This window comes from Bacteroides sp. 519 (assembly GCF_010500955.1).
Taxonomy (GTDB): Bacteria; Bacteroidota; Bacteroidia; order Bacteroidales; family Bacteroidaceae; genus Bacteroides.
In genome coordinates, this window is sequence record NZ_QVMJ01000009.1 from 105,768 (window position 1) to 129,922 (window position 24,155).

18 protein-coding genes are annotated in these 24,155 nt (G+C 38.2%); 15 read left to right on the forward strand and 3 right to left on the reverse strand.

All coding sequences use genetic code 11. From position 1 onward, the window contains the following. Window positions 1–9 precede the first annotated feature (9 nt). The 8 genes from D0T85_RS10360 (at window position 10) to D0T85_RS10395 (ending at window position 10,774) form a co-directional block, all read left to right on the forward strand. Window positions 10–1,500 carry a xylulokinase gene (locus D0T85_RS10360; RefSeq protein ID WP_163212978.1) on the forward strand — a complete coding sequence of 497 codons (1,491 nt, stop codon included), beginning with the start codon at window positions 10–12 and terminating at the stop codon, window positions 1,498–1,500. A 157-nt stretch (window positions 1,501–1,657) separates the two neighbouring features. Next, window positions 1,658–2,974: a xylose isomerase gene (xylA, locus tag D0T85_RS10365; protein WP_163212980.1), complete on the forward strand. Its 1,317-nt coding sequence runs from the start codon at window positions 1,658–1,660 to the stop codon at window positions 2,972–2,974. 94 nt (window positions 2,975–3,068) lie between these two features. Beyond that, window positions 3,069–4,472, forward strand: a complete 1,404-nt coding sequence (xylE, locus tag D0T85_RS10370) for a D-xylose transporter XylE (RefSeq protein ID WP_163212983.1) — start codon at window positions 3,069–3,071, stop codon at window positions 4,470–4,472. Between the two features lie 200 nt (window positions 4,473–4,672). Continuing rightward, complete coding sequence (locus tag D0T85_RS10375) at window positions 4,673–5,251, forward strand: hypothetical protein (RefSeq protein ID WP_163212985.1); 579 nt, start codon at window positions 4,673–4,675, stop codon at window positions 5,249–5,251. A gap of 161 nt (window positions 5,252–5,412) precedes the next feature. After that, complete coding sequence (locus tag D0T85_RS10380; protein ID WP_163212987.1) at window positions 5,413–6,525, forward strand: Wzz/FepE/Etk N-terminal domain-containing protein; 1,113 nt, start codon at window positions 5,413–5,415, stop codon at window positions 6,523–6,525. Between the two features lie 4 nt (window positions 6,526–6,529). Then, window positions 6,530–6,880: a UpxY family transcription antiterminator gene (locus D0T85_RS10385; RefSeq protein ID WP_163212989.1), complete on the forward strand. Its 351-nt coding sequence runs from the start codon at window positions 6,530–6,532 to the stop codon at window positions 6,878–6,880. Then, on the forward strand, window positions 6,877–7,341 hold the full coding sequence (locus D0T85_RS10390; protein WP_163212990.1) for a WbuC family cupin fold metalloprotein: 465 nt from the start codon (window positions 6,877–6,879) through the stop codon (window positions 7,339–7,341). The genes D0T85_RS10385 and D0T85_RS10390 overlap by 4 nt, the downstream gene beginning before the upstream one ends. 157 nt (window positions 7,342–7,498) lie before the next feature. Then, window positions 7,499–10,774, forward strand: a complete 3,276-nt coding sequence (locus tag D0T85_RS10395) for a carboxypeptidase regulatory-like domain-containing protein (RefSeq protein ID WP_163212992.1) — start codon at window positions 7,499–7,501, stop codon at window positions 10,772–10,774. An 87-nt stretch (window positions 10,775–10,861) separates the two neighbouring features. On the opposite strand, the gene D0T85_RS10400 is transcribed toward D0T85_RS10395, so the two are convergent. The 3 genes from D0T85_RS10400 to D0T85_RS10410 all read right to left on the reverse strand — a co-directional run bounded on the left by D0T85_RS10400 (window position 10,862) and on the right by D0T85_RS10410 (window position 16,006). Continuing rightward, a complete protein-coding gene (locus D0T85_RS10400; protein ID WP_163212994.1) occupies window positions 10,862–13,282 on the reverse strand; it encodes a glycoside hydrolase N-terminal domain-containing protein in 2,421 nt (806 codons plus the stop codon). Between the two features lie 26 nt (window positions 13,283–13,308). Then, the gene (locus D0T85_RS10405) at window positions 13,309–13,674 is read right to left on the reverse strand and encodes a diacylglycerol kinase family protein (protein ID WP_163212996.1); all 366 of its coding nucleotides are present in this window, start codon (window positions 13,672–13,674) and stop codon (window positions 13,309–13,311) included. A 118-nt stretch (window positions 13,675–13,792) separates the two neighbouring features. Next, the gene (locus D0T85_RS10410) at window positions 13,793–16,006 is read right to left on the reverse strand and encodes a bifunctional (p)ppGpp synthetase/guanosine-3',5'-bis(diphosphate) 3'-pyrophosphohydrolase (RefSeq protein WP_163212998.1); all 2,214 of its coding nucleotides are present in this window, start codon (window positions 16,004–16,006) and stop codon (window positions 13,793–13,795) included. A 202-nt stretch (window positions 16,007–16,208) separates the two neighbouring features. Here D0T85_RS10410 and D0T85_RS10415 point away from each other — a divergent pair, with 202 nt between their 5' ends. The 7 genes from D0T85_RS10415 to nqrF all read left to right on the forward strand — a co-directional run bounded on the left by D0T85_RS10415 (window position 16,209) and on the right by nqrF (window position 24,083). Further along, complete coding sequence (locus D0T85_RS10415) at window positions 16,209–17,726, forward strand: DUF4301 family protein (RefSeq protein WP_163213000.1); 1,518 nt, start codon at window positions 16,209–16,211, stop codon at window positions 17,724–17,726. 350 nt (window positions 17,727–18,076) lie between these two features. Next, a complete protein-coding gene (locus tag D0T85_RS10420) occupies window positions 18,077–19,435 on the forward strand; it encodes a Na(+)-translocating NADH-quinone reductase subunit A (RefSeq protein WP_163213002.1) in 1,359 nt (452 codons plus the stop codon). A 167-nt stretch (window positions 19,436–19,602) separates the two neighbouring features. Next, a complete protein-coding gene (locus tag D0T85_RS10425) occupies window positions 19,603–20,781 on the forward strand; it encodes an NADH:ubiquinone reductase (Na(+)-transporting) subunit B (RefSeq protein WP_163213004.1) in 1,179 nt (392 codons plus the stop codon). 11 nt (window positions 20,782–20,792) lie between these two features. Beyond that, the gene (gene nqrC / locus D0T85_RS10430; RefSeq protein WP_163213006.1) at window positions 20,793–21,458 is read left to right on the forward strand and encodes an NADH:ubiquinone reductase (Na(+)-transporting) subunit C; all 666 of its coding nucleotides are present in this window, start codon (window positions 20,793–20,795) and stop codon (window positions 21,456–21,458) included. A 19-nt stretch (window positions 21,459–21,477) separates the two neighbouring features. Further along, entirely contained in the window at window positions 21,478–22,110 is a 633-nt protein-coding gene (locus D0T85_RS10435) for an NADH:ubiquinone reductase (Na(+)-transporting) subunit D (protein WP_163213008.1), read from the forward strand. Between the two features lie 86 nt (window positions 22,111–22,196). Next, complete coding sequence (gene nqrE / locus D0T85_RS10440; protein WP_163213009.1) at window positions 22,197–22,820, forward strand: NADH:ubiquinone reductase (Na(+)-transporting) subunit E; 624 nt, start codon at window positions 22,197–22,199, stop codon at window positions 22,818–22,820. A gap of 18 nt (window positions 22,821–22,838) precedes the next feature. Continuing rightward, the gene (gene nqrF, locus D0T85_RS10445) at window positions 22,839–24,083 is read left to right on the forward strand and encodes an NADH:ubiquinone reductase (Na(+)-transporting) subunit F (RefSeq protein ID WP_163213011.1); all 1,245 of its coding nucleotides are present in this window, start codon (window positions 22,839–22,841) and stop codon (window positions 24,081–24,083) included. The last annotated feature ends 72 nt before the right edge of the window (window positions 24,084–24,155 follow it).

Below are 24,155 nucleotides of genomic sequence, written 5' to 3' on the forward strand. Positions count from 1 at the left end.
CTCAAAATTATGTTTTTATTAGGTTATGATATTGGCAGTTCATCTGTAAAAGCAAGTTTGGTTAATGCCGAAACAGGTAAAACCGTATCTTCGGCATTTTTCCCAAAAACAGAAGCAAATATTATTGCAGTAAAACCCGGATGGGCCGAACAAGACCCGGAAAGTTGGTGGGAATACCTGAAATGCTCTACTGCAGAAGTACTAAATGAATCAGGTATTAGCTCCGCAGAGATTAAAGCAATTGGGATATCTTATCAAATGCATGGTTTGGTATGTGTGGACAAAGATCAGAAAGTGCTTCGTCCATCCATTATCTGGTGTGATTCTCGTGCGGTTCCTTATGGAGAGAAAGCTTTCAATACATTGGGTGAAGGTAAATGCCTGTCCCATCTGTTGAATTCGCCAGGTAACTTTACGGCTTCAAAACTAGCATGGATTAAAGAACATGAACCCGATGTATATAGTCGTATTCATAAAATTATGCTTCCTGGCGATTATATCGCTATGCGTTTGAGTGGCGAGATTTGTACAACAATATCGGGATTATCCGAAGGAATATTCTGGGATTTTAAAGAAAACAAATTGGCTGGTTTCCTGATGGATTATTATGGATTTGACTCTTCGCTTATTGCAGATATTAAACCAACTTTCTCTGAACAAGGCAAAGTAACCAGAGCAGTAGCCGAAGAGTTAGGATTGAAAGAAGGTATTCCAATTACTTATCGTGCTGGCGATCAACCCAATAATGCACTTTCATTGAATGTGTTTAATCCGGGCGAAATTGCTTCGACAGCTGGAACATCGGGAGTAGTATATGGAGTGAATGGAGAAGTTAACTACGATCCTCAATCCAGAGTAAACACATTTGCTCATGTTAATCATCAGGCAGATCAAACACGTTTGGGAGTACTTCTTTGTATCAATGGTACAGGTATACTTAACTCATGGATTAAAAAGAATATCGCTCCGGAAGGTATATCGTACAACGAGATGAATGTGCTTGCCTCGAAAGCTCCGATCGGAAGTGCAGGCATCAGTATATTACCCTTCGGTAATGGTGCAGAGCGTATGTTGAACAACAAAGAAATAGGTTGTAGTATCCGTGGAATTGATTTCAATATGCATAGTAAACACCATATTATCCGTGCTGCACAGGAAGGAATTGTGTTCTCATTTAAATATGGCATAGACATTATGGAACAAATGGGAATCCCAGTTAAGAAAATACATGCAGGTCATGCAAACATGTTCCTGAGCCCAATATTCCGTGAAACACTGGCAGGAGTTACAGGTGCAGTGATTGAATTGTATAATACCGATGGCTCGGTTGGAGCGGCCAAAGGTGCTGGTATTGGTGCCGGCATATATAAAGATAACAATGAGGCTTTTGCAACTCTTGAAAAACTGGATGTGATTGAGCCTAATATTGCTCAACGGCAGGAATACGCAGATGCCTATGCACGTTGGAAACATCGTTTAGAAAAATCAATGGCTAATTAATATGCCAATGTGCTAATATGCCAATGTGGCTAATTGGCTGCGCACTTAAAAGTACAGAATACTATCAATTAAATTTATTAATAATAACATTGCCAACATCAATGAACCTACTAATTTGGCACATTGGCATATTGGCACATTAATCACATTATTTATTATGGCAACAAAAGAGTTTTTTCCCGGAATAGAAAAAATTAAATTTGAAGGTAAAGACAGTAAAAATCCAATGGCTTACCGTTACTACGATCCTGAAAAGGTTATTAACGGCAAAAAAATGAAAGATTGGTTGAAGTTTTCAATGGCTTGGTGGCATACATTATGTGCCGAAGGAGGCGATCAGTTTGGTGGGCCAACAAAGAAATATTCATGGAATACGAATACCGACAGAATAGCAAGAGCCAAAGAAAAAATGGATGCAGGTTTTGAATTCATGCAGAAGTTAGGAATTGAATACTACTGTTTCCATGATGTGGATTTGGTTGACGAAGCAGATACAATTGAGGAGTATGAAGCTAATCTGAAAGAAATTGTAGCTTATGCAAAACAAAAACAAGCTGAAACCGGAATCAAACTGTTGTGGGGTACAGCCAATGTGTTTGGTCATTTGCGTTATATGAATGGTGCAGCAACTAATCCAAATTTTGATGTGGTTGCCCGTGCTGCTGTTCAAGTTAAAAACGCAATTGATGCCACTATCGAATTGGGTGGTACTAACTATGTTTTCTGGGGAGGACGCGAAGGTTATATGTCTTTATTGAATACTGATCAAAAACGTGAAAAAGAGCACTTGGCTCAAATGTTGACTGTAGCCCGTGATTATGCTCGTGCACGTGGATTCAAAGGTACATTCCTGATTGAACCCAAACCAATGGAACCAACTAAACATCAGTATGATGTAGATACTGAAACTGTAATCGGATTCTTAAAAGCGCATAATCTGGATAAAGATTTCAAAGTAAATATTGAAGTAAACCATGCTACATTGGCAGGACATACTTTTGAACACGAATTAGCTGTTGCTGTGGATAATGGCATGTTAGGTTCAATCGATGCTAACCGTGGTGACTATCAGAATGGTTGGGATACAGACCAATTCCCGATTGATCAGTTTGAACTGGTACAGGCTATGATGCAAATTATCCGTAATGGTGGTTTAGGTGATGGAGGAACAAACTTTGATGCTCACATCCGTCGTAATTCTACCGATTTGGATGATTTATTTATTGCTCATATTGCAGCTATGGATGTTATGGCACGTGCATTAGAAAATGCAGCTAACTTCCTGAACGAATCTCCATATAAAAAGATGTTTACTGAACGTTATGCCTCTTTCGATGCTGGTAAAGGTAAGGAATTTGAAGAAGGCAAGCTCTCTCTCGAAGATTTAGTAGCTTATGCAAAACAAAACGGTGAGCCTAAACAAATAAGCGGCAAGCAGGAATTGTACGAAGCAATTTTAAATATGTACATTTAATTTAGTTGAGAGTTGAGAGTTTACAGTTGAGAGTTGCTTTGCAATTCTTGATCACTAACTCTCAACTCTCAACTGTCAACTCTTAACTAATATCATGGACAACGGTAGTAAAATTTATCTTTATGGTATAACAGCAGTGGCTGTTATAGGTGGATTACTTTTTGGGTACGACACTGCGGTTATTTCGGGCGCAGAGGGTGGCCTTGAAAGGTTTTTCATGAGTGCCACAGATTTTGAATACAATAAAGCATGGCATGGCATAACAGCATCGAGCGCATTGATAGGATGTGTTATTGGTGGTGCTATCTCCGGAATACTTGCTTCGCGATTAGGCAGGAGAAACTCATTGCGTTTTGCTGCTTTACTTTTCTTCCTTTCTGCATTGGGATCTTATTATCCCGAATTCTTATTCTTTGAATACGGAAAACCAACTTATAATCTATTAATCGTTTTTAATCTATACCGTATTTTGGGAGGTATTGGGGTTGGATTGGCTTCGGCAGTCTGTCCGATGTATATAGCCGAAATAGCTCCGGCAAACATGCGTGGGCGTTTGGTTTCCTGGAATCAGTTTGCAATTATCTTTGGTATGTTGGTAGTCTATTTTGTGAATTATCTTATTCGCAGCAATTTGCCTACTGCCAATGTGTTGGCCGATGCAATGGCGTCAGTTGGTTGGAGAAGAATGTTTCTGAGTGAAGCATTTCCAGCTGCATTGTTTGGTATCATGTTGTTCTTTGTACCCAAAACTCCACGTTATCTGGTATTGAGTGGACATCCCAATGAGGCACTCGGAATCCTTGAACGCATTAATGGGAAAAAGAATGCAGCATCTATTTTAGAAGATATCAAAGCCACAGCCAAAGAAAAAAGTGAGAAGATATTTACGTATGGAGTAGGTGTGATTATCATTGGTATATTATTGTCGGTATTTCAACAGGCTGTAGGTATCAATGTGGTTTTGTATTATGCTCCCCGTATTTTTGAAAACATGGGATCAACAGGCGATGTTTCTATGATACAAACTGTTGTAATGGGCATCGTAAATATAATTTTCACAGTGGTAGCTATTCTTACTGTAGATAAATTTGGACGTAAACCTCTGTTAATTATAGGTTCTGTAGGAATGATGATTGGTATGCTTGCTTTGAGTATCCTTTCGTTTATGGATGTTATCGGAATTGCAGCTTTGGTATTTATCATAATCTATACAGCATCGTTTATGATGAGTTGGGGACCAATCTGTTGGGTGTTAATCTCGGAGATTTTCCCTAATACCATTCGTGGTAAAGCAGTCGCTATTGCTGTGGCTGCACAATGGATAACAAATTTCCTTGTATCAAGTACATTCCCATCTCTATCCGAATGGAGTATTGGTGGCACTTACCTTATATATGCTACCTTCTCTTTGTTATCAGCACTATTTGTATTGAAATGGGTGCCCGAAACAAAAGGCAAAACATTAGAAGACATGTCTCGTTTGTGGAAAAAGAAATAAAGGAGTTATCGCTAGGAGCTAGTAGTTAGTAGTTAGTAGTTAGTAGCTAGTAGTTAGTAGTTATGATACCGCATGGCTAGTAGCTACTAACTACTAACTAGTAGCTACTAACTACTCCTTTAACTCCTTCTCTTCATCAAAAATAAAACTATATCTGTTATTGGTTGTTTAATATGATAAATATGAAAACAACATAGATTATGAAAAAAATATCAGTTATAGTTTTTATGGTTTTACTGTTTACTTCTTGTATGACTTATAATACGTTAGATTTAAGTCAGTTAACTACAGGAATGACCAAAGCGCAGGTAATAGCCAGAATAGGTAGACCTCAAAGAATTCTTGCCGTGAATGATACCGAAGAGGGATATCAGGAAATACTGGAATATCGAACTGCAAGAGACGAGATTTATGCATTAGAATTCTGGAATGACAATCTCACGGGATATGAGTTCTTATATGACGACATTAATTATGTTCCACCTGTGGCCCCTCCTTTGTGGTATCCGGATTATGGCAGGCCAATAGTTGTTTATCCCGATAGACCTCCTTATTATCCAAACACACCAAGCAGGCCGAGTCAACCTAACCGACCTAATCGTCCGAACAAGCCCAATCGTCCGAACAAGCCGAACCGTCCGAGCAGACCAGAAACCAGTCGTCCTGAAATAAGTAGACCGGAAACGAGCCGTCCTGACTTAACAAGACCAACTCCCGGAACAGGGCCAAGTAGTCGTCCATCTACAGGTGGTAATACTAGCAGACCTACTCCACGCTAATTTCTGTTTTTAGTAACAATATTCCAAAATGCCCCGGTATTTATCAATGCTGGGGCACTTTTTATCTACAATTTACACTTTACTCTTAAGGAATATTTAATAATAATGTTACCTTTGTGCACAAAATTCGAAGTCTGTTAAAAGAAGTGATATAACTAATCATGAAAGAAGAACTGAAAACGCAACAAGGTATTGAATCAACACAGGGAATAGAAGAACAAGAAATAGACTTGATTGAGTTAGCCCATAAAGTTTGGGACGAGAAAAAACTTATATTCAAGTGGTGTGGAATTGCAGTTGTTGTTGGGCTGATAGTAGCTTTTAGTATCCCAAAAGAGTTTTCGACCAGTGTAACGCTTGCTCCTGAATCAAAAGGGAAATCTTCTATGGGAAACATGGGTGCTTTAGCTGCAATGGCTGGAATAAATCTGGGAGGTTCCTCGGGTGAGGACGCTTTATCTCCGGAGTTATATCCTGATATTGTAAGTTCAACTCCTTTCCTTATTGAACTGTTTGAAATTCCTGTGCAATCTGCTGATGGCAAAATAAATACTACATTATATAATTATCTGGACGAACACCAACGTTCACCTTGGTGGGGTACTGTAATCTCTGCTCCATTTAAATTATTAGGATGGGGGATGTCTTTATTTCGGGAAAAACCGGAAGAAGGTGACGGAAAGTTGAATCCTTTCTGTTTAACACAAGATGAATCTAATATAGCAAAAGCTTTAAGCGATCGTATCTCTGTATCGGTAGATAAAAAGACAGGTGTAACTACCCTTTCAGTTATGATGCAAGATCCTTTGATTTCTGCTACCATGACCGATACGGTAATGGTGAGGTTACAAAATTACATTACTGATTATAGAACAAATAAAGCAAGAAATGATCTTGGCTTTACCGAAAAGCTTTACGAAGAAGCAAAAACAAACTATCATTTAGCACAACAAAAATATGCCAGTTATATAGATGGCAATATGAATGTTGTACTGCAAAGTTACAGAACGGAACAAGAACGTCTTCAAAATGAAATGAATTTAGCTTATAGTCTCTATAATCAGGTTGCGCAACAATTACAAATGGCCAAAGCTAAAGTACAGGAAATAACACCAGTATATACTGTAGTGCAGCCTGCAACAGTTCCTTTAAGAGCAGCCAAACCTAGTAAACCAATGATTCTTATCGGATTTGTTTTTCTGGCAGGTGTAGCTAGTGTAGGCTGGATATTGTTTATAAAAGATTTCATCGCAAACTGGAGAAATAAAAAATAAGCAGATGTCAACAACAGAAGAAACAAAATGGTATGCTTTTCACATTATTCCTTATAATGAGAAAAAGGTGGTTGATGTACTTAATATAGCTGGTATTGAATTGTACATACCATTTCAAAAAGTAATTCGTAGATGGGGCGATGTTAAAAAGGAGATGAGTGTTCCGGTATTTCCGGGATTGGGATTTGCATCTGTCGATGAATTAGATTTTGGTGTGTTGGAAATGATGAATGAGATAACATTATTCAGAGATAATGCGAATCAATATGTAACAATTCCGTCATCCCAAATAGAAATGATAAAAGAGAATCCTACCAATATATATAATGTTTTCCCTAAAACAGATCGTGAATGAAAATTATTTCGGAAGAGTTATTAAATGAGGTTAGTAAACAGGCAAAAGAGAACGAACGCCTGCGAATGAATTATAATTTTCATGAATCTTTGGATGAACCTATTCATAGATTATTAAATGCTCTTGAACCTGGTACTTATTTACCTCCGCATCGTCATAAGAATCCTGATAAAATAGAAACATATCTTATTCTGCGCGGAAGTTTAATCGGTGTATTATACAATGATGAAGGAGATATTATAAAGAAGCTCGAACTTAATCCACAAAAAGGAATTTATGGTATGGAAATACCTGCCGGAATGTGGCATAGCATTGTTGTATTAGAACCAAATACTGTTATTTTTGAAATTAAAGATGGTCCTTATGCACCAATAAGTGCTGAAAACATTGCTCCATGGGCTCCTGATCCATCAGATGATTTGGCTGTGAAGTTGTTTATGGAGGATATTCTTAAAGATTAATAGTAATAAAATAGCCTAATTAGTACAAAAGAGACGTATATTTAAGAATATACGTCTCTTTTTTGTGTGAAAATGAAACGTAAGTATACAATAATATATATATCTTTGCATTGATTTAGATATTTCTATTTATATACTTAATTAATTAACTTACGTTATGTCAAAAAGAATCCGTTCTTTTTTAATGATGGCACTGCTAATGTTGGTGACTAACATTAGTGCTCAGGTGACCACAGCTAGCTTTAAAGGTAAAGTTACAGACACAATGAAGGAGCCTTTGATTGGAGCGACAATTAAAGCAACTCATACTCCTACAGGAACTGCATACTTTACTATAACACAATCTAATGGTTCATATATATTGCAGAACGTTCGTATAGGGGGGCCATATACAGTTGAGTTTTCTTATATTGGTTTTACGTCAGTAGTACGTACTGATTTGCATTTAGAGTTAGGAGAAGAATTGACTCTGGATACTGAGATGGTAGAAGATTCACAAGTATTAGGTGATGTGATTGTTGTTGCTGATAGAAATCCTATAATATCTGGTAGCCGTACTGGCGCACAAGAAGTGATAACTAGAGAAAAAATGGATAAGTTGCCAACTTTGAATCGTTCTTTGAGTGATTTTACAAAGTTAACACCTATGAGTAGTGGAAATAACTTTGGAGGTACTTCGTATCGTTTTAATAATGTCACTGTAGATGGTGCTTCATTTAATAATTCATTTGGCTTAAGTTCTTCTTTAGGAGCAGCAGGAACAGAACCGATTTCGTTGGAAGCTTTAGAACAAGTTCAAGTTATGATTGCACCATTTGATGTTCGTAATGGGGCATTTACAGGTGCTGGTGTAAATTCAGTAACTAAATCAGGTACAAATAATTGGCATGCATCAGCATATATGTATACTAAAAGTCCATCAATGACTGGATGGAGGCAGAAAGATGAAATTAATGAAGTTACAGAGTTTTCTAATCATCAATATGGGGTGAGTTTATCTGGACCATTGCTTAAAAATAAATTATTCTTTTATATTAATGGAGAACTTGATCGCCAGGAAACACCTATAAATTATAAGGCTCGTGAAGATGATAAAGCTCCGGTAACAGGACAATATTCTTTTGCTGATGCAAAAACTTTAACAGAATTGTCGCAGTTCTTACAAGATAATTTTGATTATAATCCAGGGACTTTTAATGTAACTAAGCGTCCAACAGAAGCAGACAGATTAACGGCTCGCTTGGACTGGAATATCAATTCAAAAAACACTTTAAGTCTGAAATATTTCTATTTGAAATCTTTTACTACTAATAGACCCAGTACATCTGGTGCACCCAAGAATGGACGTGGACCAAATGAATATGCCATTCCATTCTCTTCTTCATACTATCGTACTAATAGCAATTTTAATATTATAATGGCAGATTGGGTAACTACAATCAATGATCGTATGTCGAATACTTTGAAAGTAGGATATTCTGCTTTGAGAGATTTTCGTGATATGGATGGTGGATTTTTCCCTCAGGTAGATATTTTAGATGGAAATGGAACAGCCTATACAACATTTGGTACAGAGGTTAATTCATATAATAATATGTTGAATTCGGATATTTATCAAATTCAAGATAATCTAACATGGGCTATTGGTGATCATCAATTAACAATTGGAACACAAAGCGATTACCGGAAATTTAAGAATGGCTATGGTTATTCTTTTGCTGGTTCATGGCGGTATTCTAGTATAGAATCTTTCTATCAAGATGCAAATGCATATTTAGCTTGGAAAGAGGCTGGTTCAGATCCTGCAAGTAGACCGACCACTATTGCAACTTCTTTTAGTCAAAAGTATGCAATGCAAGGTAAAGGATTTCCATATGCTTATGTGGATGTACTTTCTTTAGGGTTTTATGTGCAAGACAAATGGGCTGTGACACCAAATTTCAACTTAACTTTGGGATTGCGTGTAGATACTCCAATATTTTTAACTGATTTAGATAAAAACCCAGCTTTAGATGGTTTGACATTTCAAGATGGTATTAAAATAGATGTTTCTAAATATCCAAAAACGTCTCCTTTATTCTCTCCTCGCGTGGGCTTTAATTGGGATGTTTTTAGTGATAGAACTTTTCAAGTGCGTGGTGGAACAGGGATGTTCTCTGGAACACCTCCTTATGTGTGGTTAAGTAATCAGGCAGGAAACAATGGATTGTTATTTGGTGATTTGAATAAAGGTCGTCCTTTCGATGGAATAGCATTATATGAACCTACAGAAGCTGATGTCAAAGCCTCAAAAATGGATTTAGCAGTAACAGAACGTGGTTTTAAATATCCACAATTATGGAAAACCAATTTAGCTCTTGATTATAAGTTTGGAGATGGTTGGATTGCTACTGTTGAAATGTTATATAATAAAGATGTCAATGCTATATATCATGCAAATATTGGTTTAAATGAACCAACTGGGTATGTGAAAGAAGGTGATGGAAAAGAACGACCATTCTTTTCTACAGAAAAAGGTTATTATATAACAGATAAAACCACAAATGTAATTCAGATGAGAAATACCAGTAAGGGTTATTCTTTTTATACAACGTTACAATTACAGAAGAATTTTAATGCTGGTATTTTAAGAGGATTATACTTAAATGGTTCTTATTCATTTGGTCGTGCTAAAAGTGTAACAGATGGTTCTTCTTCAGTGGCTTCTTCTGCATGGAAATACCGTCCTGCTGTAAATCCAAATTCTCAGGAAACAGGATATTCTTCAGGATCGTTTAATGGAAGATTCTTGATGCAGGCTGCATATACTGCTGAGTGGGGGAAAAATGCTTCAACTTCATTTGGTGCAATATATCAGATTTACCAACCATTTCGTTATTCCTACACTTATAATGGTGATGTAAATGGTGATGGACAGAATATGAATGACCTTATTTATATTCCTAAAAATAAAAATGATATTAATATTGTTCCAGCAGCAGGAGATAATAGAACTGTAGACGAAATTTGGAGCCAAATAGATGCATTTATTAAACAAGATGATTATTTAAAGAATAATAGAGGTAAATATGCAGAACGTAATGGTGCAGTTACTCCTTATGCTCATCAATTAGATGTTAATATATCTCATGATATAAAAATGCATTTCAAAAATGGACAAACTCATACCCTAAGATTCAGTTTTGATATTGCAAATTTCCTAAACTTGCTTAACAAAGATTGGGGAGTACAAAAAACGACTTTCTTTGGTAGCAGTAGCTCGCCTCAGTATCAGTTCTTAACAATGACACAGGCACCAAATAAAGAAAATAATTATACTCCTGGGTTTACAATGCCTTTGAGTAACAAGAATGTAGTAACTGATACATTTAAGGATTTAAATGGTTCAGCATCTCGTTGGCAAATGCAGTTTGGTATTAAGTATATATTTTAATAGTATATAAAGCCATTATATAGAAAAGAGGCCAATCTCATTTGAGGCGGCCTCTTTTCCTTTTCCTTTTAATACAGAATACTCTTTCTATTCAAACCCAACCATCACCTCTTCTCCTTCTTTCAACTCAATCTCCACATACTCCCCATCATACATTTCTATCTTCTTTCCGACCTTTACTTTCGCCTTTGCAACCCCCTTAGGCATTTTAATCTTCACCTCCGGTTCATATCCCCCAACAATTACTGCTTTAGTCGCCTTTCCATTTCTCCACCACAAACTAACTGTAGCACCGCCTCTTGCTTTAAATCCTTCAAAGTAACCAACCTCCCACGAATCTGGTAAAGCCGGTAGAAAATCAATAAACCCGTCATGACTTTGCAAAAGCATTTCGCTTATACCCGAAGTGCCACCCCAGTTACCATCTATTTGAAAAGGAGGGTGTGAGCAGAATAAATTAGGAAACGTACCACCCCGGCGTTTATCAGGCGTTTCAAGATCGTAAGCCGGAACCAGAAGACTCTTGAATAGTTTATGAGCCCTGTTGCCATCACCCAAACGAGCCCAGAAGTTAATTTTCCATGCACGGCTCCAACCAGTGCCGCCATCGCCACGGCGGTTGAGAGTTGCTTTGCAAGCTTCGGCCAGATCAGGAGTTTTGGTTAGCGAGATTTGATTACCCGGATGCAACCCATATAAATGAGATACATGACGGTGATGAGGTTCGGCCTCTTTGTAGTCCTCTAACCACTCCATTAAATAACCTTCTTTACTTATTTGGTGAGGAGGAAGTTTTTTAATGGCATCACTAAGTTGCTTGCTGTATACATTATCTATATTTAATATGCTTGCTGCTTCAATAACGTTACTATATAATTCGCGCACTAACTGATTGTCCATTGTAGGCCCCATACAAATGCTTACCGGAGTTTTATCATCACCTACAAAGAAAGCATTCTCGGGCGAAGAAGTTGGAGCAGTAACCAGCCAGCCATGTGTTGGCTCTTCGATCATTGTTGATAAGAAGAATTCCGAGGCACCTTTCAATACAGGGTAGATTTCCTGCAAATACTCCTTGTTGCCAGTAAATAAGTAATGTTCCCAAAGGTGGGCACATAACCATGCACCTCCGGTATTGGTTGCTCCCCATGATGGATGCTCGCCAGGGGCAGTAAAGTTCCATACATTGGTCATCATGTGAGCTACCCAGCCTTTGGCATTCGGACCATAAAATGCTTTGGCCGTTTTTTCTCCGTTGCTAACCAAACCTTTGGTAAGTTCAACTAGTGGTACATGCAGTTCGGAAAGGTTGCCTTGCTCAACAGGCCAGTGATTCATCTGCACATTGATGTTGAGATGGTAATCGCCATTCCAAGGTGTTTGATAAGTGTTTGCCCAAAGACCTTGCAGATTGGGTGGGAGAGTCCCCAACCGTGTACTGCTTATCAAAAGATATCTTCCATAATTGTAGTACAAGGCTGCAAGTTCAGGATCGTCTTCGGTTTGAAAACTGCGGATCCGATCATCCGTAAGACGCCTGATGCGGATTGGAATATATTGACCGTATTTTTCGCCAATATGTAGTTTTGCCCGCGAAAACTGTTCTGCATAGTCTTGAACATGTTTTTGATGAAGCTTATTGTATTTAATCGTCATAGCATCCGCCAACAGACTGTTAACCTGCGATTTATAATCGGGATTCTTATAATCGGTAGCTGCCGATATGTAAATGATAGCCTCGTTGGCTCCTTCAACTTCAATGCCTTCACTGGTAACGTTTACTGTTCCTTTTTTAGTTTTAACGCTCATCTCGGCCATATAAGATACTCCCGGTTTATCTTTAACCCCGCTATCAAGTGTTCCTTCCAGAATAAAAGAATTGTCGGTATGGCGGGTAGCCGCAGCTTCGTTACGATTTAACTTTGCTTTAAAAGAAATAGCTTTTTGATTGCGACTTCCTATTTTAATAACAATAACATCGTTTGTGTGGGATACAAAGTATTCTCTGAAATAATTGCTTTCTTTTCCACCGCGCGAAAAACTTACATTTGCGGTTGCATCATTTAGGTTCAGATCTCTGTAGTAAGCAGATACTTTTTGGTTGTCATTGTATTTGTACTCTATATCCAGGTTACCCAGAATTTGGTACGTGCCATAAGTACCTCCAAATTCGGGCTTTACCGGTACAAAGTGTTTATACATAAGGTTTTGCGCCTCTTTGTTTTTGCCTTCTAATAGCAGTTGCTGGATTTGAGGCAGGTAGTTTGCAGCTTCCGGATTATCGTAATTAGCTTCCGAGCCGCTCCACATAGTAATGTCGTTCAAAACAATACGTTCCTTGTCAATGCCTCCATCGGGCATAATACCTAATCGTCCGTTTCCTAACGGATAAGATTCTTCCCATTGTGAAGCTGGTTTATCACTGCGCAAGAAATTGTTTAAATATCCTACAAAATGAATGGACTGAAACGAACAGAACAGAAATGTGCTTGCAAATAGAGCAAGCATAATTGATTTTTTTGATTTCATGCCGTTTAGAATATATAAGGTATAAAAATAATAAGTCCAACAATAGCTGCTGCGATAGCGCATATCAAAACAGCTCCGGCTGCAAGGTCTTTAACATCTCCGGCAAGCGGATGCTTTTGAGGCGAAACCAGATCAACCAGTCTTTCAATTGCCGTATTAACTGCTTCGGCCGCCAATACCAAGCCAAAACAACATACTACAGCAATCCACTCATATTTGGTAATGTTAAAATAGAATCCGGCAGTGGTAACAAGTGCTATTGCAGCACAGTGTATCCAAGCGTTATGCTCAAAAGAAATCAGTTTATAAATTCCTATACCGGCATATTTAAAACTCTTAATCCTGGCTTTGATACTGAAATGCTTTTTCATAGTTTGAGATTTTCACCACAGAGTTCACAGAGTTACACAGAGTCTTTTATTACAATGCTGCAAAGAAACAAAAAACTCCGTGTAACTCTGTGAACTCTGTGGTGAATTATAAATCATATTAGTTTCTATTTACTTGTTTAACTCCTTTTATAGTTCTCAGCTTTTTAATGAGGGTTTCCAGTTTACCGGTATCACCAACCATTACAGTGAGCATACCCGAGAACAGACCATCGTTAGAATCAATACTGATGGATCGCAGGCTGATATCGCTCTCTTTCGAAATAATAGAAGTAATATTGGTTACGATACCGATATCATCGTGTCCTACTACCCGAAGGCTGATAGGATATTTGGTACCTTCGGATTTTCCTGCCCAGCGTGCTTTAACAATCCGGTAGCCAAAACGTTCCTTCATTTGTGGAGCGTTGGGGCAATCCATCCGGTGAATCTTTATTCCACCCATTACAGTGGTAAATCCAAACACTTCATCTCCATAAATAGGGTTGCAACACTTGGCCAGTTTAAACTCAACCCCTTTCAGGTTTTGGTCTATAATCAATACATCCTCCTTTTGCGATTCTTCTTCAACAAAACTCATGTTGTAGTTTTCCGCACTACGGTAAAGAATGTCTTCGTGCGAATCGGTTTCGCGTTTTTGTAGTTCAATGTATTTATCAATAACTTCGTTGGTGTCTAAAATACCATCGGCTATTGCCTGATAAAACTCTGTAACAGTTTTGTAGCCCATTCTTTTAATAAGATGCATCATTATAGACTCATCGAAATCAATTTTCCTGTTCTTAAACTTTCTGTCGAGGGTTTCTTTAGCAATAGTGTTCTGTTTGGCAGCAAGCTCTTTTAACGATTGGCGTATTTTAGTACGCGCTTTCGAGGTAGTTACTATTTTCAGCCAGTCTTGCTTGGGCGATTGGGTACTCGATTTCAGAATCTCTACCTGATCACCACTTTGAAGCTTATGTTTTATCGGAACGATCTTTCCATTCACTTTGGCCCCAATACATTGAGAACCCAGTTTGGTATGTATATGGAATGCAAAGTCTAACACAGTAGATCCCTTTGCCAGCTTAAACAGTTCTCCTTTAGGGGTGAACACAAATACTTCATCCTCATAAAGATCCATTTTAAACTGGTCCATAACTTTCATTGAGTCACTATCCGGATTCTCTAATGCCTCACGTACCGAAGTCAACCATTCGTCTAAACCGCTTTCTCCTTTTACTCCTTTGTACCTCCAGTGGGCTGCAAGACCACGCTCGGCAATATCATCCATACGTTGAGTACGTATTTGTACCTCTACCCACTTCCCTTCCGGACCCATTACAGTGATGTGTAGCGATTCGTAACCATTGCTTTTAGGAATAGAAAGCCAATCGCGCAACCGTTTAGGATTTGGTTGATACATATCGGTAACAACAGAGTACGCCTGCCAGCACTCTTGTTTCTCCTTTTCGTAATCAGAGTTAAGAATGATGCGAATGGCAAACAGGTCATAGATACCCTCGAACTCGGTATGCTGTTTTTCCATCTTGTTATGAATGGAATGTATGGATTTGGTTCGTCCTTTAATATCGAATTTCAGGCCCGATTGTTCCAGTTTCTTTTTTATCGGCTCAATAAAAGCTGCAATATACTTATCGCGCGATGCCTTTGTGGCACTCAGCTTATCTTTAATGAAATAGTACTTTTCTGTTTTAGTATATTTCAAAGATAAATCTTCCAGTTCCGATTTTATTTTATAAAGTCCCAGTTTGTGTGCTAAAGGGGCATACAGATAGGCTGCCTCGTTGGCCACTTTTTCGCGGTCGGCTTTATGCTCTGTATCCTTAATTTGTCGCATTACATTTACCCTGTCGGCAATCATAATGAGGATAACACGCATGTCTTCGGCAAATGAGAGCAGCAGGTTCCGAAAGTTTTCGGATGCTATGGTCGGGCTTTTTTCATAAAGCTCGTTGGTTTTAACCAGTCCACGGATAATGCCGGTAACATCTTCACCGAATTCTTTTTTTACAGTATCAACATTAAGAATACCAGCTTTTACAATTTCGTGTAGCATCACGCCTGTGAGGCAAGCCCCTTTGATCCCCATTTCTTCGCAAACAATAAATGCTGTTTGCATGTTTCGTATCACAGGGTTCATGCCAAATGTATTCCGTTTCAGGTGATTGGTTTCAATGGCTTGTATAAGATACTTCTTTAATCTTTTAATCTCTTTAGTAGAGATGCTATCTCTTGCCGATTTAATCAACAGTTTATATAATCTGAATAATTCGTATTTCTCGTTTTCTGTAAAAAAAGAATTTGATTCCATTTGCGTATTATTTATTGAACACAGAGACACAGAGATACAGAGATTAAGAATTTAATTAAAAACTCTGTGTCTCTGTGTCTCTGTGTTCTCAATTCTTTTATTAGATATTTTCGAATGTAAAAGTAGCTTTTTTTGTTTACTCTATGATAAGAACTAATTAGGATTTTGTATTTTTGAGCATCAATTATTAAAATCAAAGATTATGTTAACATCTCAAGACAAAAAGCAGCTTGCAGAAAAAGGTATAACCGAATCACAGATAGAAGAGCAATTGGAATGTTTTGCGAAAGGATTTCCTTTCTTAAAGTTATCTTCGGCCGCTTCTGTTGAAAAAGGTATAATGAGAATAAGCAATGATGAACAAGAAACTTATCTGAATGCATGGCAGGAATACACTAATTCCTACAAAACAATCGTTAAGTTTGTACCCGCATCCGGAGCAGCCAGTAGAATGTTCAAAAACTTGTTTGAGTTTCTGGATGCTGATTACAATGAACCAACATCTGATTTTGAGAAAACTTTCTTTGCTAATATTACCAAATTTGCTTTTTATGATGAATTAAATAAAACCTGTTTAGAAAACGAAAAGCAGGATATACCATCGTTAATAGCAGAAAAAAAATATAAGCCTGTAGTTAGTAATCTGTTAAATAAAATAGGTTTAAACTATGGAGCATTACCAAAAGGATTATTAAAGTTCCACAATTACCCGGAAGGTCCCCGTACTCCTGTTGAAGAGCATCTGGTTGAAGGTGCCTTGTATGCTACCGGAAAGAGTGGTAAATCGAATATTCACTTTACTGTATCCGAGGAACATCGTGATTTGTTTCAAATCTTGTTATCACAAAAAATGGAACAATACGCTAACCAGTATGGCGTTGATTTTAATGTAACCTTCTCCGAACAGAAACCCAATACCGATACCGTAGCTGCCGACATGGAGAACAAGTTGTTCCGCGAAAACAATAAATTGGTTTTCCGTCCTGGTGGGCATGGTGCATTGATCGAAAACCTGAACGATTTAGATGCTGATGTAATTTTTATTAAAAACATAGATAATGTTGTACCCGACAGGTTGAAGGAAGATACTGTTTTGTATAAAAAACTAATTGCAGGCGTGCTGGTTAAGTTTCAGAAACAGATATTTGAATACCTTCAATTGCTCGATAGCGGCAAATACACTCCCGAGCAGATAATGGAGATTCTTCAGTTTGTACAAAAGAAATTGTTCTGTAAAAACCCTGAAACAAAAAATCTGGAAGATGTAGAGCTTGTATTGTACCTGAAAGAGAAACTTAATCGCCCCATTCGTGTATGTGGTATGGTGAGAAATGTTGGCGAGCCGGGTGGAGGTCCTTTCTTGGCCTATAACAGTGATGGAACTATTTCGCCACAGATACTTGAGAGTTCACAGATTGATATGAACGATCCTGAAAAGAAAAGAATGTTTGAAGAAGGAACCCATTTCAATCCGGTAGATTTAGTTTGTGCTGTGCGCGATTATAAAGGTCATAAGTTTGATTTATCCAGATATGTAGACAAAGCAACCGGTTTTATCTCTTACAAATCCAAAAGCGGCCGCGAATTAAAAGCACTCGAGTTGCCAGGTTTGTGGAATGGCGCAATGAGCAACTGGAACACCGTTTTTGTAGAAGTACCCTTAACCACTTTTAATCCGGTAAAAACAGTAAACGACTTGCTACGCGAACAACATCAATAAACGTCATACTTTTCCACAATAAAGTCCGGACTTTTCGATGAGGAACTCCGGACTTTTGGTTTTAGGAGATGCGCATCTCGCATAGGAGGAGATGCACGTCTCGAGTGTGGGGAGATGTGCATCTCGGGTATGAGGAGATGCGCATTTCCTCAAACCGAAACTCTAGAGTTTTCCATGTTAAACTCTGAAGTTTATTGTGCAAAACTCTAGAGTTTGATAAATGAAAGTCTGTAGTATTGCGTTTTTTAATTACGGAAATATTTCTCTAATTCTTTCCTTTTTTCTCTTTATTCCCATTATTATTTATTACTTTTGCGGGCAAATTATGAAACCATTATTTATATAATAGCATGGCAAATGTAATAAAGTTACGTAAGGGCCTGGATATTAACTTGCAAGGCAAACCTGCCGAAGAGTTTTTCTCTGTGCGAGAACCTGGAATGTATGCATTAGTTCCGGATGATTTCACAGGAGTGACTCCGAAGGTAGTTGTAAAGGAGCAAGATTATGTGAAGGCTGGAAGTCCTCTGTTTGTGGATAAAAATCATCCGGAGGTAAAATTTGTTTCACCGGTAAGCGGAGTTGTGACTGGCGTTGAACGTGGAGAGCGTCGTAAAGTATTGGCCATAACAGTAAAAGCCTCCGAAGTACAAGAGTACGAAGAGTTTGGCAAGAAAAATGTGTCTAGCCTTTCGGGCAGCGAAGTGAAAACCAGTCTTTTGGAAGCTGGTTTATTTGCTTTTATCAAGCAAAGACCATACGACATTATTGCCGATCCAACTGTTACTCCAAAAGGTATTTTTGTATCGGCTTTCGACAGCCAACCCTTAGCCCCTGATTTTGAGTTTATCTTGAAAGGGCAGGAGCAAGAATTCCAAACGGGTTTAGATGCACTTGCCAAAATGGCTAAAACCTACTTGAGTATCAGTGCTAAACAAAAATCGGTAGCCCTTACACAAGCTAAGAATGTAACAATTACCACTTTCGACGGACCTCATCCGGCTGGAAATGTGGGTGTACAAATCAATCATTTGTCTCCTATAAATAAAGGTGAAACTGTGTGGACTGTTGCTGCAAAAGATGTTCTTTTAATAGGACGCTTGTTTACTCTTGGCCACATTGACTTTAGCCGTATAGTAGCATTAACCGGATCGGAAGTGTTTAAACCGGCTTATTGCAAACTTAAAGTTGGTGCACAACTTACCAATGTATTTAAAGGATGCGTTAATGAAAATGCTGTGTTGCGCTATATCAGCGGAAATGTATTGACTGGAAAAAAAGTTTCTAAAGATGAATATCTAGGTGCTTTTGATAACCAGCTTACTGTAATTCCCGAAGGAAGCGATATACACGAGTTTCTTGGTTTCGTAATGCCTCGTTTTAATCAGTTCAGTGTTAGCCGCACCTATTTTAGTTGGATATTCGACAAGCTAACCAATCGCGGATATAGACTCGACGCCCGTATTAAAGGTGGTGAACGCCACATGATTATGTCGCATGAGTACGATCGTGTATTACCAATGGATATTATGCCGGAATATTTAATCAAAGCAATTATTACTGAAGATATAGACCGGATGGAAGCATTGGGTATTTACGAAGTAGCTCCCGAAGATTTTGCTTTGTGCGAATTTGTTTGTTCTTCTAAATTGGAATTACAAAAGATTGTTCGTAATGGGCTTGATGCTCTTCGGGCAGAAATGGCATAATAAGTTTTGAGTAATAAGTTTTGAGTTTTAAGTTGCTATGCAGAAGGAAACTCAAAATACATGAAGCTCAAAACACCAAAACAAATAATAAAAAGCGGAGAGTTTTATTTTTAGGTATCAGCATTGTTACTCAAAACTTAAAACTCAAAACTCAAAACTAATAATAAATGAAAGCGTTAAGAAAATATCTCGACAAGATAAAGCCAAACTTTGAAGAGGGCGGCAAGCTCCACGCATTTCACTCTGTGTTCGACGGATTTGAAACATTTCTGTTTACACCGAACACAACATCGAAATCGGGGACGCATATTCATGATGCTATCGACAGCAAGCGAATTATGTCGATAGTTGTAATCGCATTGGTACCAGCTTTATTGTTTGGTATGTTTAATGTAGGTTACCAACACTTTAAATTTACACAAACAGCAGGTAGCTTTATCGAAATGTTTGGCTACGGTTTTCTGGCAGTGCTTCCAAAACTAATCGTTTCGTACGTAGTTGGGCTTGGTATTGAGTTTGTCGTGGCACAATGGAAAAAAGAAGAAATACAAGAAGGTTTTCTTGTATCGGGTATCCTTATCCCAATGATTGTTCCGGTAGACTGTCCATTATGGATTATTGCCGTAGCTACTGCTTTTGCTGTAATTTTTGCTAAAGAAGTATTTGGCGGAACAGGTATGAACGTGTTTAATGTAGCATTAGTAACACGTGCTTTTCTATTCTTTGCATATCCAACAAAAATGTCGGGTGATGCCGTTTGGGTAGCTAAAGACAGTATTTTTGGATTAGGCACAACTGTTGATGGCCTTACTGCTGCTACTGCACTTGGTAATGCATCTGTTGCTACCACTCCCACAGGATACGATCCTTTTTCATGGGATATGATAACCGGATTAATTCCCGGTTCAATTGGCGAAACCAGTGTTATTGCTATCCTTTTAGGAGCAGCTCTTTTATTGTTAACAGGAGTAGCCAGCTGGAAAGTAATGTTTTCGGTATTCTTTGGAGGAGCATTTATGGCATGGATTTTCAATGTAGCTGGTCCTGATACAGCAATGGCAAATATGCCTTGGTGGGAACACCTTATTCTTGGTGGTTTCTGCTTTGGAGCTGTGTTTATGGCTACCGATCCTGTTACTGCTACACGCACCGAAAAAGGTAAATACATATATGGTTTCCTTATTGGTGTTATGGCCATTGTAATCCGTGTATTGAATCCGGGTTATCCCGAAGGAATGATGCTTGCCATTTTGTTAATGAACATTTTTGCTCCATTAATAGATTATTATGTGGTACAAAGCAATATCTCGCGCAGAGAAAAACGTGCTATTAAGTCTAACAATTAACCGAAAAGAATATGAATACAAATAGTAATGCTTATACTATCATTTATGCTTCGGTAATGGTTATTATTGTAGCATTTGTGCTTGCCTTTACATCTTCTTCATTAAAAGACATTCAAACAAAGAATGTAGAACTGGATAAGATGAAACAAATATTAAGTGCTTTGCAGATTGATACCAAAGGCCAGGATGCAGAAGCACTTTATAAAACATATATTAAAAAAGATCAGATTATTGACACCAAAGGTAATGTAGTTGCCGAAGAAGGTGGATTTTACAATGTACAGTCGGAAGATAAGCTGTCTCTTTTTATAGCCGAAGTTGATGGTCAAACCAAATACATTATTCCTTTAAACGGAAATGGTCTTTGGGGTGCAATCTGGGGATATGTTGCCTTAGATGCCGACAAGAATACTGTTTATGGCACATACTTCTCGCATGCCGGCGAAACTCCGGGTCTTGGTGCTGAAATAGCAACAACTGGTTTTCAAGAGCCGTTCAAGGGTAAACACATAAAGAAAGATGGTCAGGTAGTTTCAATTGCTGTGGTAAAACCCGGCAAAACAGCCGATGGTCAGGAATATGTTGATGGAATATCCGGCGGTACAATAACATCGGTGGCGGTTCAGGATATGTTGAAAAACAACTTGAAAGACTACACTAGTTTTTTAACTAAATAATCAAGGAGGACAAAAGAAGATGAGTTCATTGTTTTCAAAGAAGAATAGAGAAGTATTCTCGGCTCCAATAAATATAAATAATCCGGTTACAGTGCAGGTACTTGGTATCTGTTCGGCATTGGCTGTTACAGCAAAGCTTGAGCCGGCTATTGTAATGGGGCTGTCGGTAACAGTAATTGTTGCATTTGCCAACGTTATTATTTCATTATTACGTAATACAATTCCTAACCGTATTCGTATTATCGTTCAGTTGGTTGTAGTAGCTGCTTTGGTTACTATTGTAAGCGAAGTTTTAAAAGCTTTTGCCTACGATGTAAGTGTACAGCTATCGGTATATGTAGGTTTAATTATTACAAACTGTATCCTAATGGGACGTTTGGAAGCATTTGCTATGGCAAACGGTCCTTGGGAGTCTTTCCTTGATGGGCTGGGTAACGGTATTGGTTATGCTGTTATTCTGATTATTGTTGGTTTCTTCCGCGAGTTGTTAGGATCGGGAACGCTACTTGGTTTCCAGGTAATTCCAGAAGCATTCTATGCTATGGGATACATCAACAACGGTTTAATGCTGATGCCACCAATGGCACTTATCATCTGTGCTTGTATTATATGGGCACAACGTGCTAAGGTGAAAGAGTTACAGGAAAAATAATATAAGTAATGAGTGATGAGTTTGGAGTAATGAGTTGTCTGCGGCATCGTAATTACTCAAAACTCATAACTCAAAACTCAAATGATATGGAAAATATATTAAGTTTATTTATACGTTCAATCTTTGTCGACAATATGATTTTCGCATACTTTCTGGGTATGTGTTCATATCTTGCCGTATCGAAGAATGTGAAAACAGCATTAGGCTTAGGTCTTGCTGTAATATTTGTATTGGTAGTTACACTTCCTGTAAACTATTTGTTGCAAACTAAAATACTAGCCGAAGATGGGATTTTTGGTATCGACCTAACTTTCCTTAGCTTTATTCTATTTATTGCTGTTATTGCTGGTATTGTACAGTTAGTTGAAATGGTTGTTGAAAGGTTTAGCCCTTCACTTTATGCTTCATTAGGTATATTCTTACCTTTGATTGCTGTAAACTGTGCAATTATGGGAGCTTCGTTGTTTATGCAACAACGTATTAACCTGGATCCAACAAATGTACAAGCCATAACAGGCGTAGGAAGTGCTATTACTTATGCCCTAGGTTCGGGTATTGGTTGGTTGCTTGCTATTGTAGGTTTGGCAGCTATACGTGAAAAAATGGCCTACTCGGATGTACCTGCACCCTTACGCGGTCTTGGTATAACATTTATCACTGTAGGGTTAATGGCTATGGCCTTCATGTGTTTCTCTGGTTTAAATATTTAATTCTTAAAATAAACAGCAATGACGAATTTAATATTAACAAGCATAGGAGTGTTCCTGGTAGTAATTCTGTTGCTTGTGATTATACTTCTGGTTGCCAAAAACTATCTGTCACCATCAGGAAGTGTGAAGATAACCATTAATGGCGAAAAAGAAGTAGAAGTAGAAAGTGGTTCAAACTTACTTGCTACATTATCTGCAAATAAAATATTCCTTCCTTCGGCTTGTGGTGGCGGTGGCTCTTGTGCACAATGCCGTTGTCAGGTTGAAAGTGGTGGTGGCGAAATACTACCTACCGAAAAAGTTCACTTCAGCCGTAAAGAGCAACAAGCCAACTGGCGTTTAGGTTGCCAGGTGAAGGTTAAACAAGATATGGATATTAAAATTCCCGAATCGGTACTTGGAGTTAAGAAATGGGAGTGCGAAGTGGTATCCAATAGAAATGTGGCAACCTTTATTAAAGAGTTTGTGGTTAGATTGCCTAAAGGCGAACATCTTAACTTTACCTCGGGCGGATACATTCAGATTGATATTCCGAAATACGATATCAAATATGCTGATTACGACATCGACGAACGTTTCCGTGGCGATTGGGATAAATTTAAAATGTGGGATTTAACTTGTACAAACAATGAAGAAACCATGCGTGCTTACTCTATGGCCAACTATCCGGCCGAAGGAGACATTGTAATGTTGAACGTACGTATTGCTACTCCTCCTTTCGATAGAGTAAATGGTGGTTTCATGAAAGTGCCTCCAGGTATAAGTTCTTCGTATATCTTCTCGCTTAAACCAGGCGATAAGGTTATGGTTTCCGGACCGTTTGGTGAGTTCCATCCTATTTTGGATTCTGATCGCGAAATGTTGTATGTTGGTGGTGGTGCAGGTATGGCTCCATTGCGTTCGCACATTCTTCACTTACTGAAAACATTGAAGATAACCGATCGGAAAATATCGTATTGGTATGGTGCTCGTTCAAAAGCCGAAATATTCTACGAAGAAGATTTCCGTGAACTGGAAAAAGAATTCCCTAACTTCTCATTCCACATTGCATTGAGCGAACCGCTTCCCGAAGATAACTGGACTGGTCCGGTTGGATTTATTCACAATGTTATTTTGAATAATTACCTTAAAGACCACGATGCCCCTGAAGATATTGAATACTACATGTGTGGTCCTGGCCCGATGGCTAAAGCTGTAGAAAAGATGCTTTACGACTTAGGTGTACCACGTAATATGTTGATGTTCGACGACTTTGGAGCATAACCAGCGTAATAAATAAAAATATGGGGTTGTCCTTTAATAAGGATGACCCCATATTTTTTGTATATCTTTGTT

Bases quoted from the DNA above. Each gene is read 5' to 3' on its own strand.
- D0T85_RS10360 (WP_163212978.1), top strand. From the start codon at position 10: ATGTTTTTATTAGGTTATGATATTGGCAGTTCATCTGTAAAAGCAAGT.
- xylA (WP_163212980.1), top strand. From the start codon at position 1,658: ATGGCAACAAAAGAGTTTTTTCCCGGAATAGAAAAAATTAAATTTGAA.
- xylE (WP_163212983.1), top strand. From the start codon at position 3,069: ATGGACAACGGTAGTAAAATTTATCTTTATGGTATAACAGCAGTGGCT.
- D0T85_RS10375 (WP_163212985.1), top strand. From the start codon at position 4,673: ATGAAAAAAATATCAGTTATAGTTTTTATGGTTTTACTGTTTACTTCT.
- D0T85_RS10380 (WP_163212987.1), top strand. From the start codon at position 5,413: ATGAAAGAAGAACTGAAAACGCAACAAGGTATTGAATCAACACAGGGA.
- D0T85_RS10385 (WP_163212989.1), top strand. From the start codon at position 6,530: ATGTCAACAACAGAAGAAACAAAATGGTATGCTTTTCACATTATTCCT.
- D0T85_RS10390 (WP_163212990.1), top strand. From the start codon at position 6,877: ATGAAAATTATTTCGGAAGAGTTATTAAATGAGGTTAGTAAACAGGCA.
- D0T85_RS10395 (WP_163212992.1), top strand. From the start codon at position 7,499: ATGTCAAAAAGAATCCGTTCTTTTTTAATGATGGCACTGCTAATGTTG.
- D0T85_RS10400 (WP_163212994.1), bottom strand. From the start codon at position 13,282: ATGCTTGCTCTATTTGCAAGCACATTTCTGTTCTGTTCGTTTCAGTCC.
- D0T85_RS10405 (WP_163212996.1), bottom strand. From the start codon at position 13,674: ATGAAAAAGCATTTCAGTATCAAAGCCAGGATTAAGAGTTTTAAATAT.
- D0T85_RS10410 (WP_163212998.1), bottom strand. From the start codon at position 16,006: ATGGAATCAAATTCTTTTTTTACAGAAAACGAGAAATACGAATTATTC.
- D0T85_RS10415 (WP_163213000.1), top strand. From the start codon at position 16,209: ATGTTAACATCTCAAGACAAAAAGCAGCTTGCAGAAAAAGGTATAACC.
- D0T85_RS10420 (WP_163213002.1), top strand. From the start codon at position 18,077: ATGGCAAATGTAATAAAGTTACGTAAGGGCCTGGATATTAACTTGCAA.
- D0T85_RS10425 (WP_163213004.1), top strand. From the start codon at position 19,603: ATGAAAGCGTTAAGAAAATATCTCGACAAGATAAAGCCAAACTTTGAA.
- nqrC (WP_163213006.1), top strand. From the start codon at position 20,793: ATGAATACAAATAGTAATGCTTATACTATCATTTATGCTTCGGTAATG.
- D0T85_RS10435 (WP_163213008.1), top strand. From the start codon at position 21,478: ATGAGTTCATTGTTTTCAAAGAAGAATAGAGAAGTATTCTCGGCTCCA.
- nqrE (WP_163213009.1), top strand. From the start codon at position 22,197: ATGGAAAATATATTAAGTTTATTTATACGTTCAATCTTTGTCGACAAT.
- nqrF (WP_163213011.1), top strand. From the start codon at position 22,839: ATGACGAATTTAATATTAACAAGCATAGGAGTGTTCCTGGTAGTAATT.